At 33.7% G+C, this 8,557-nt stretch carries 5 protein-coding genes; all 5 read left to right on the forward strand.

The annotated features are described in order from the left end of the window. The first annotated feature begins 161 nt into the window (after positions 1-161). Positions 162-2,003 carry a hypothetical protein gene (locus NTX22_07150; protein MCX6150280.1) on the forward strand — a complete coding sequence of 614 codons (1,842 nt, stop codon included), beginning with the start codon at positions 162-164 and terminating at the stop codon, positions 2,001-2,003. Positions 2,004-2,241: 238 nt separating this feature from the next. Beyond that, on the forward strand, positions 2,242-2,925 hold the full coding sequence (locus NTX22_07155) for a hypothetical protein (protein MCX6150281.1): 684 nt from the start codon (positions 2,242-2,244) through the stop codon (positions 2,923-2,925). A gap of 598 nt (positions 2,926-3,523) precedes the next feature. Further along, positions 3,524-5,926: a YCF48-related protein gene (locus NTX22_07160; GenBank protein ID MCX6150282.1), complete on the forward strand. Its 2,403-nt coding sequence runs from the start codon at positions 3,524-3,526 to the stop codon at positions 5,924-5,926. Between the two features lie 114 nt (positions 5,927-6,040). After that, the gene (locus tag NTX22_07165) at positions 6,041-7,564 is read left to right on the forward strand and encodes a T9SS type A sorting domain-containing protein (GenBank protein ID MCX6150283.1); all 1,524 of its coding nucleotides are present in this window, start codon (positions 6,041-6,043) and stop codon (positions 7,562-7,564) included. 264 nt (positions 7,565-7,828) lie between these two features. After that, positions 7,829-8,491, forward strand: a complete 663-nt coding sequence (locus NTX22_07170; protein ID MCX6150284.1) for a hypothetical protein — start codon at positions 7,829-7,831, stop codon at positions 8,489-8,491. Positions 8,492-8,557 lie beyond the last annotated feature (66 nt).

Here is an 8,557-nt window from a genome sequence, read left to right on the forward strand (position 1 = left end):
ATTGTTAAAATTTTTGTGTTTGGCTATAAAACCAAGTTGCTCTTTGAAGTAAGTAGTATTAAAAAACATTTTTAAAATAAAAAGTAGTTGCAGTTATTCGGCATCCTTGTTCTGGGGCGCCGCTTATCGGCAACGCCGTTAGTACGCAAAAAGTTGCAATTATGGAAATATCAAAATCACATAAATGTGCGTTCATTTACTATGACAATAATAGTAAGGATTTTCCTTGCGAGCATCCTTCTTTAGAGAATGATGATTTTTGCATTTTCCACAGTAAAAACTTAAAAGACAAAGAAGATTTTTTTATTAAAGCTTTAGGTTCGCTAATTGCTAGAATTGAAAAAAATAGAAATTTCCCTTGTTATAATTTTAGAGGATTTATTTTCCCAAAAATAAGTTTTAAAAATAAAATATTTTTTAAGGAGCTTGATTTAAGAAAAGCAGAATTTAATGGATTTGCAGATTTTGAAAACTGTGAATTTAAAAGTGATATAATCTGTCATAAAACTATCTTTCACAATAAATTGTTCTTACAAGGCGCAATATTCAAGAATAACGTTTCATTTGTAGCTTCAGAATTCAACAAATTAATTCTTGTCGGTGGATTATCAGAAAATAAATTTGTTTTTCACGGATGTAAGTTTTATGAAAATGTTGTATTTAGAGGCAGATCGTTTGAAGGTAATGTAATTTTCCATTCTTCAATCTTCTACAAAGATGTTGATTTTCAATGGGCAAAATTTCACAAATTATTTGATCTTAGTAATAGCACTTTTCACAATAAGCTTGAATTTAATAATGCGCAATTTTTTGATGATGTCAACTTTTCAAATACAAACATTTCAATTATTAAAAATTTAAATGCCCCTGGTGTAAGTTTTGATGGTGCGATTTTACAGCAAGCTCAGTTTAATAGTTTAACAGAATTTATTAATTATTCGTTTAGCAATGGATTTTTGTTATCCTTAGATTTTTCAAATAAGTCTTTTAAAAATTGTGATTTTACTGGTGTCGTTTTAAAATCAATTCGAGCTGATAATATTGTTTTTGATCAAAAAACTATTGAAAACACTAAATATATCTTTACTGATTATATTATAAGAAAAGAAGATAATTTGGAATACTTTTTTCCTAATCAAAATAGTAGAGTACCCTTATTAGGAAATTTTGGTGATCAAGAAAACAAAAATTTCACATTTTTAGATTATTTGAAGGAACAAAATAAATGGAGTTTTCTCTTAGACTTGCCTGATGAAATTAGAACTGGCATTATAAACTATATAAACTTTTTTTGGGATTATTCTAAAAACGTTTTAAATGAAAATATTAATGTCACTATGTTACCGGAAGGTTCTAAGATCAGAGTTAATCTTCTTGTAGATAATAGCTTTAAACAATTTAATATTATTGAAGCATTTCAAGATTATATTAAAAATATATTTAAACCTTTTAATGAAATAAATATTGAATTTAGAAATACTAAATTGAGTGAATACCAAAAAGCTAAATTTATGATTGATTATGAAAACGAATTAAGTACAACACAAATAAATTTGAAGTACGGTATTCAGAATTTATCAGATTTTAATAAACTTCAATATTCAACGATTAATTTTTTACTTTCTCAAAAAGATAGACAAATAGAAAGTCAAGAGAAATACATTACTCAGCTAATAGAAAGCATCCCGAAAATACAAAACATTAATTTATCTGTTAATCAAAATTTGAGTAATGTAATCAAAAATAAGTTTGACTTAGAGATTGATTTTTCTAAAATGTTAGATGAGTTAGAAAAAAGTAAAGCAAATAATGAAAATCTTGTTAATGAATTAAAACAAGAAATTGAAAATATAAAAGGCGAATTAAAAAATTCACCAGATACTACTTCTACAAAAGAGAGAATCAAAAAGTTCATAAAAACTTTAGGCAAAATAGGTAATTACGGATTACAAAATTATGATGCGATAATGAAAATAGGTAAAGCAATTTCAGAAGCTATTTAAATGCGTACTAACAAGCGCCTCAACGCCGACCGCCTTTTTAGTTGGGCAGTTTTGAGATTTTTGAAATTGTATTTTAGTTAGAGACTTTGTTCTAAGTGTTCGTTCTAATTAATTAACTTACAAACTGCACTTGCGAAAGCAAGTTAAGTGCAGTTTGCTTAATCATTGGCTTTGTCGTTTTAATCTGCATTGCTGTTATGGGCAGCGGGTTATCGGCAACGTCGTTATACAGAAGAATATGAAACCTATAGGAATAAGAAAAAAATCATATTTAGCATTTCGATTTCTTGATGCTTCAATAGATTTTGCAAAATATGCAATAGCTTTTGAAAAAGAACAACACTCCTATAGTGATGAATATTTCCACCACTTGTTTTCTAGCATTATTCTATGTGTGACGTTCTTAGAATCAAATATCAACGAATTCTATTCCACTATAAAAGATGAAGAAAACAATATTTCAAAAACTATACTTGTGAAAAATTCTAATGTAATTATATCGTTATGGGATCGAGGTATTCCTCGGACTGCAAGACATTCCATATTAGATAAATATGAAATTGCGCTAGATGTTACAGAAAGCAGTAAAATAGATTCTTCTTGTAATCCTTATCAAAATGTTGCCGCAATAATTAAACTCAGAAATGCACTAATCCATTATGAACCTGAATGGCAAAAAGTTTCTACTGATAACAATTCTGCCACGTATCTTGAAAAATCTATGAAGGGTAAATATGAGTTAAGTAAATATTTCCATCCTAAGACAGAACCCTTTTTCCCTTACCTTTGCTTAAGTGGTGATTGCTGTTTATGGGCAATTAAAAATTCCGTTGAATTTGTTTTTCAATTTTATAAAAATATTAAAGTCGAAATTCCTTTTAAACAGATTTATGAGAATACTATTAAAAAGATTTCTGTATAACGTTATAAAGGATTAAAAGGAAGCCTACCTACGCTAAACAACAGCTTCGGTAGGTAAACTTGCCGAGTTTTGCCATTGGCATCACTATGATAATCCGGTGTTGGACTAAGCCCCTCCTATACTACGTTTCGGTGGGCAGGCGTAAATGCGACTTATAGAACTATTTGTAATTTGGATAAATTATTTTCGGATGGCAAGGCACAAGTTTTAAAAGAGATTATTTTACTTATTGATAAGAATGTTATAATGATGAAGACAAAATTCAATCCGTTAGTTTTATGAAAATAATCCCGCTAGCGGGATAGACAGTTCTTGCAAGGAATGATATTTACTAGCCAAGGAAAGAATTGACTATAAGAAAAAACAACGAACAGGTTAGTAGTTTTATGAAAGTTTGTTCTGATATTTTAATTAACTATTTAAGACCTGCATTCTTATTTTGGGCGGCAGGTTAAACGCAACGTTAGCTATACAAGAAAAATAAACGCTGCTATTATTGCGTATATCCCACCTAAAAGGGATGGATAAACGCCACAATTGCATAATTATAAAAGTTAACTGCAATTATTCCTTAACAAAACAAGAAAGGAGAATCGTTATGAAAAAATTGAGTCGGTTTTTATCGATATTTTTATTTCTGTATCTCGGCTCTGGTGCTGAGGCTCAGGTAACAAACCTTACGGTTAACGGTGTTAGCTCTAATTTCACTATGGTGCAGGGAGACAGCCTTAAATGGGAGTACAATCTTCCTGTTGGTGGTTCTGCAAAAGGAGAATTTTGGATTGACCTTAACGGGAATGGAGTAATTGATCCAGCAAGCGACAAGCAGCTATTTGGAACTTTCACTCAAACAGACGGTCAATCCGGAGACCCTGGTGACATGGACGGTCTTGTAAATGGACACATCTTTTTCGTGATAGAAAGTTTTGGCCTTCCACCTGCAAAGTATATACTTAAATTTTCCAACAATGGGATAGAACAATCTGTAGTTGGTACGTTCACAGCGCTGCCATCACCAACGTACACAGTTTCCGGTGTTGTTACAGTGCCGGGCGCAAGCGCACAGAATATTTATGTAGCAGCGCAGAACAATAACGGGCAATGGGGTGCGCTCACAGATGCAGGCGGCAATTATACAATCAACTTCAACGCATCCGCTGGTGGTCTGGAATGGAGAATTCAGCCGCTAGATGAAATCCCTCCTTATAGTCAGCCTACGGAAATTAATATAACGTTAACAGGAAACTTTACTGGTATCAACTTTCCCTATTCACAATCTGCCGCAACAGTCGTCGGCTACCTGAAGGGGGAAGATGGACATGTGTTCGCAAATGTGGGGGTTTATTCCCAGCGACAACAATATGGCGGAAATGGTAAAGATGCTACAACTGACGCAAATGGCTTTTTCCAATTTGGTTATTCATTAAGTGAAATCACATCAAATTCCATCTGGAGTATACAAGCAAACAGTGATGGGATTGCTCCGGGGTACTTTCCACCCAGAGTTAATGCAATCTCTCTTCATCAATATGACAACTTGCGCATTGACCTGACAGCATATGTTGTCGACGATTCTATCACCGGCAGGGTTACTTTAGATGGTCAAGCACCCGGTGGTACGTCGTTCAGACTGTTTGCATCTGCGCAGGATAACGGACAAACCAATGCCTATACTGATCCCAACACAGGTAATTTTACATTCTACGTTACAAGGATGTTCTCTAACTACTATCTTGGCATCGATAATCTTCCTCAGAACTACGGTTATGACCGGAATATTCCACAAGTTCAACCGGGCGATAAAAATGTCATCATAAATGTTGCAACTATTGCTTGGCTGCCCCAAACAAGTAATACATCTAATTCGTTAAAGTCAGTATCGTTTGTGAACACCTCAACCGGCTGGGTTGGCGGTTCAAACGGAACAATGTTGAAAACAACAAACGCCGGTGTAACCTGGTCAAATCAAACAACGCTTACATCACACAATATAAACGGAATCTATTTCTTCAGTACTTCAACGGGTTGGCTCGTTGGTGATGGCGGCATTATTAAAAAAACCACCGATGGCGGAGATAACTGGACGTCACAGAACTCGACAACAGCAGCTAATCTCCAAGCGGTTCAATTTTTCGATGAAAATATTGGATGGACTATAGGAGGCACTTCAGGACAAGGAGTAATCCTGAAGACAACAAATGGGGGCACAACATGGTCATCATACGCTGGGATTAATCAATCTCTTTATAGCTTATCTATGGTTGATGCAAACACAGGTTGGGTAGTTGGTTCCGGAGAAATCTTAAAAACAATAGATGGTGGCGCAACCTGGAATTCTCAATTTACTACATCTAATACATTGTACTCAGTACTTTTTGCCGATGCATATATTGGAGGGGCAGTGGGGGGATATGGTTATACTTATTCAACGACGGATGGAGGCACCAATTGGACACCAAAACCGAACTATATAGGCAACTTTCGTTGTCTGTGTGGGATAAACTCTTTAACAATATGGGTTGTTGGCGAAAATTCAAATATTTATAAATCAACAGACGGTGGATTAACCTGGGCAAAGCAACTAACGAACAATAATTACAGTAATACCAATTTTTACGATGCCCAGTTTGTGGATGCAAATAACGGCTGGGTAGTAGGAGACAACGGCACGATTCTCCGGACCACATGCGGCGGTGTTGTAACTTCAGTATGGGAGAATCGGTCAGATGAAATACCACGCAGCTTCTTGCTATCTCAAAATTATCCAAATCCTTTTAATCCTTCAACCATCATTTCATTCAGTCTTCCAACACAGTCTTTTACATCGCTGAAAGTATTTGATTTGCTTGGAAGAGAGGTGACAACAATTGTCTCTGAAGAAATGGCGGCGGGAAGTTACATGCGGACATGGAATGCAGAAGGTTTGCCGAGTGGTATATATTTTTATCGATTACAAGCTGATAATTTTTCAGAAACTAAAAAACTAATGGTTATAAAATAGTATAAAAGCGCACCTAAACAGCACATCAAGTTGACTGCGTAATCGCACGTGGCATTTGAGAGGTTCATAAGTTAGGTGCTCCGTTTAAGTGTTCTTGTTCAATGTAGTTCTAATATGAAAAATATTCTAAATAAAAACCTAATTAACAAAATGGGCATTGCATCTTTGGGCAGCAGCTTATGTGCAACGTCGTTATATGGCGAGGAAAATATGGACATTAAAAAATTCTTGTTCAGTTTACTTTTGCTTCCATTTGTATTTTCAATAGAAGCTTATTGCCAAAATTTTAAAGTATCTACTTTGATTGATATACCTGGTGATAATTTGGAGTTTGATGTTCTTTCTCAAGACTTTAATAATCTAAACGGCGAAACTTTTATTTGTTGGATAAATAAAATTGATTCACTGTACACTGTGTACTTAAAACAATTAGCACCAACCGTGAGTGATAATATAATTGTCTCCTCAGATTTACTAATCAAGTCAAATCCTCAAATTGCAATTAATAGATATGACCAAGGTATTAAAATAGTCTGGCAAAGCTATAAAGATAATTTTTGGCAAGTGTTTTTAAAAAACTTCATTGGAAATCAATTAAGTGATTCAACAGTAATCTTAGATTCACTGAATACTAATCCTCAAATCTCATTGAATATTCATAGATTGGCTTGGATTAATAACGGGAATCTATTTATTAAAGAATTCTATCCTATTCTATCTTCTAACATATTGTTTGACTCTCTTAGTTGTTCCTCCCCAGATTTAGTTATGGATGATAGTTTTCAAGAAACCGAAGTGCTATATGAAAAGAACTTTACTGATTCCGTTAAAATCTGTTTGACGACTTATCAACATAATGAAAACAATCCTCCAGTATTTAATACGATATTCTTATCTAATGGAGTATTAAGTATAAACCCCAGATTTGGTCTGGATAGGGAAATTGCATTTCAAACAAAAAATGATACTATATGGAAAGCAGAATATTCTGAGTATGAGTGGTGGCAGACCAAAATAACACAAAACACAGAATGCAACTACTTCAATCCTATACTTTTCTCCTATCCAATACCAACCTCTGCGCCAAATAATTATACACCATTCTTCTTAGCATTTGACACTGATTCTATAATAGGCAATAAAGAAATTTTTATTAAAGCATACACTTATGATGGTTTGTACGACAGTCTATTAAATATTTCCCAAAGTGGGGGAAATGACTTTAAGCCAAAAGCAACTTATATATCAGATTCGGATAGTGTGATGGTCGCAATAATATGGTTGCATAATGAAAACAATAAAACCGATATTTGGATTGCAAAAGAAAAATTTAATCCAGTCCCGGGAGATGTTGATGATGAGTATTATAAAGGTTATTCTTTTTCACTTTCTCAAAATTATCCAAATCCATTTAACCCGTCAACGACAATTGAATATGCAATTAAAAAATCCGACAATGTAAAAATAATTATTTATGACTTTTTGGGTAGAGAGGTAAAAACAATTGTTAATGGGTACAAGAATGTGGGGAATTATAAAGAAATATTTAACGCCAGTAATTTATCATCTGGGATTTATTATTATCAGATAAATAGCAGAAACAATACTCAAACTAAAACTATGGTATTTCTAAAATAAAAAGCGCCATATAACAAGCGCCTCAACGCCGACCGCCATTTTAGTTTGGCGGATTTGAGATTTTTGAAATTGTGTTTTAGTTATAGTTTGTTGTTCAAAGTGTTCGTTCTAATTAATTAACTTGCCTTCGGTGCGTGTGAAAACAATTTACGCACCTACGGCTTAATCATCGGTATTTGTGCTTTACTCGGCTTCCTTGTTATGGGGCGCCGCTTATCGGCAACGTCGTTAGGCTTCATAAAAAAATAATAGGAGTATTGTTTAATGGAAAACCAAAATGAGTCTGTAAACAATTCAGTAAAATCGCAAGAAGAAGGTAGAGGAACTCTAATTCTAGTGTTTGGTATTTTGAGTTTATTCTTTATTGGACCATTTCTTGGAATACCAGCTTGGATAATGGGACATAAGGACAGTAAAAAAATTAAACTAGGTAGTATATCAAGTTCAGCGAAAACACCAACGCAAATTGGAATGATATTAGGCATAGTTGGAACTTTTGTTAGTTTATTCCTTTGGATAGTTTTTATCTCTGGAGTTTTTATTGGTTTATCGACATTTAACGAAGCTGCAAAAAAAGCAAATAGAGATGGATTGATTGCTGATGCAACAAGCATTTCCTCAATTTCACAAGTTTATTATCGCACAAGTAAAGAAGATAATCGTGGGAGTAATTCATTTATTGGTTTTGAAATACCCGAACGATTGAAGAAAACTAGCAATGGTACATTTTCAATAGAAGATGTTACTGACACATCGATTTCAATAATAGGTATTGGTAAAGAAGTTGGTAACGATAGTAAAAAACAAGTAAGTGTTAGAATTATAGTAAAACCTGAATCAATAGAGCCAAATATTATTAACTCACCTTACGCAAAGAGAAAGAAAGGTATTAAATTTCTGGTGACAAAAATCAGAGGTATGCGATGAAAAAAGAACTCTTAGAACTGTACACAGATTATTTAATGAGTTCATTTTCTTATACGACAGCCACGG

Source organism: Ignavibacteriales bacterium, assembly GCA_026390815.1.
Taxonomy (GTDB): Bacteria; Bacteroidota; Ignavibacteria; order Ignavibacteriales; family SURF-24; genus JAPLFH01.

What these genes read in the sequence shown, in the direction of transcription:
- NTX22_07150 (MCX6150280.1), top strand. Translation starts at nt 162, where the DNA reads ATGGAAATATCAAAATCACATAAATGTGCGTTCATTTACTATGACAAT.
- NTX22_07155 (MCX6150281.1), top strand. Translation starts at nt 2,242, where the DNA reads ATGAAACCTATAGGAATAAGAAAAAAATCATATTTAGCATTTCGATTT.
- NTX22_07160 (MCX6150282.1), top strand. Translation starts at nt 3,524, where the DNA reads ATGAAAAAATTGAGTCGGTTTTTATCGATATTTTTATTTCTGTATCTC.
- NTX22_07165 (MCX6150283.1), top strand. Translation starts at nt 6,041, where the DNA reads ATGAAAAATATTCTAAATAAAAACCTAATTAACAAAATGGGCATTGCA.
- NTX22_07170 (MCX6150284.1), top strand. Translation starts at nt 7,829, where the DNA reads ATGGAAAACCAAAATGAGTCTGTAAACAATTCAGTAAAATCGCAAGAA.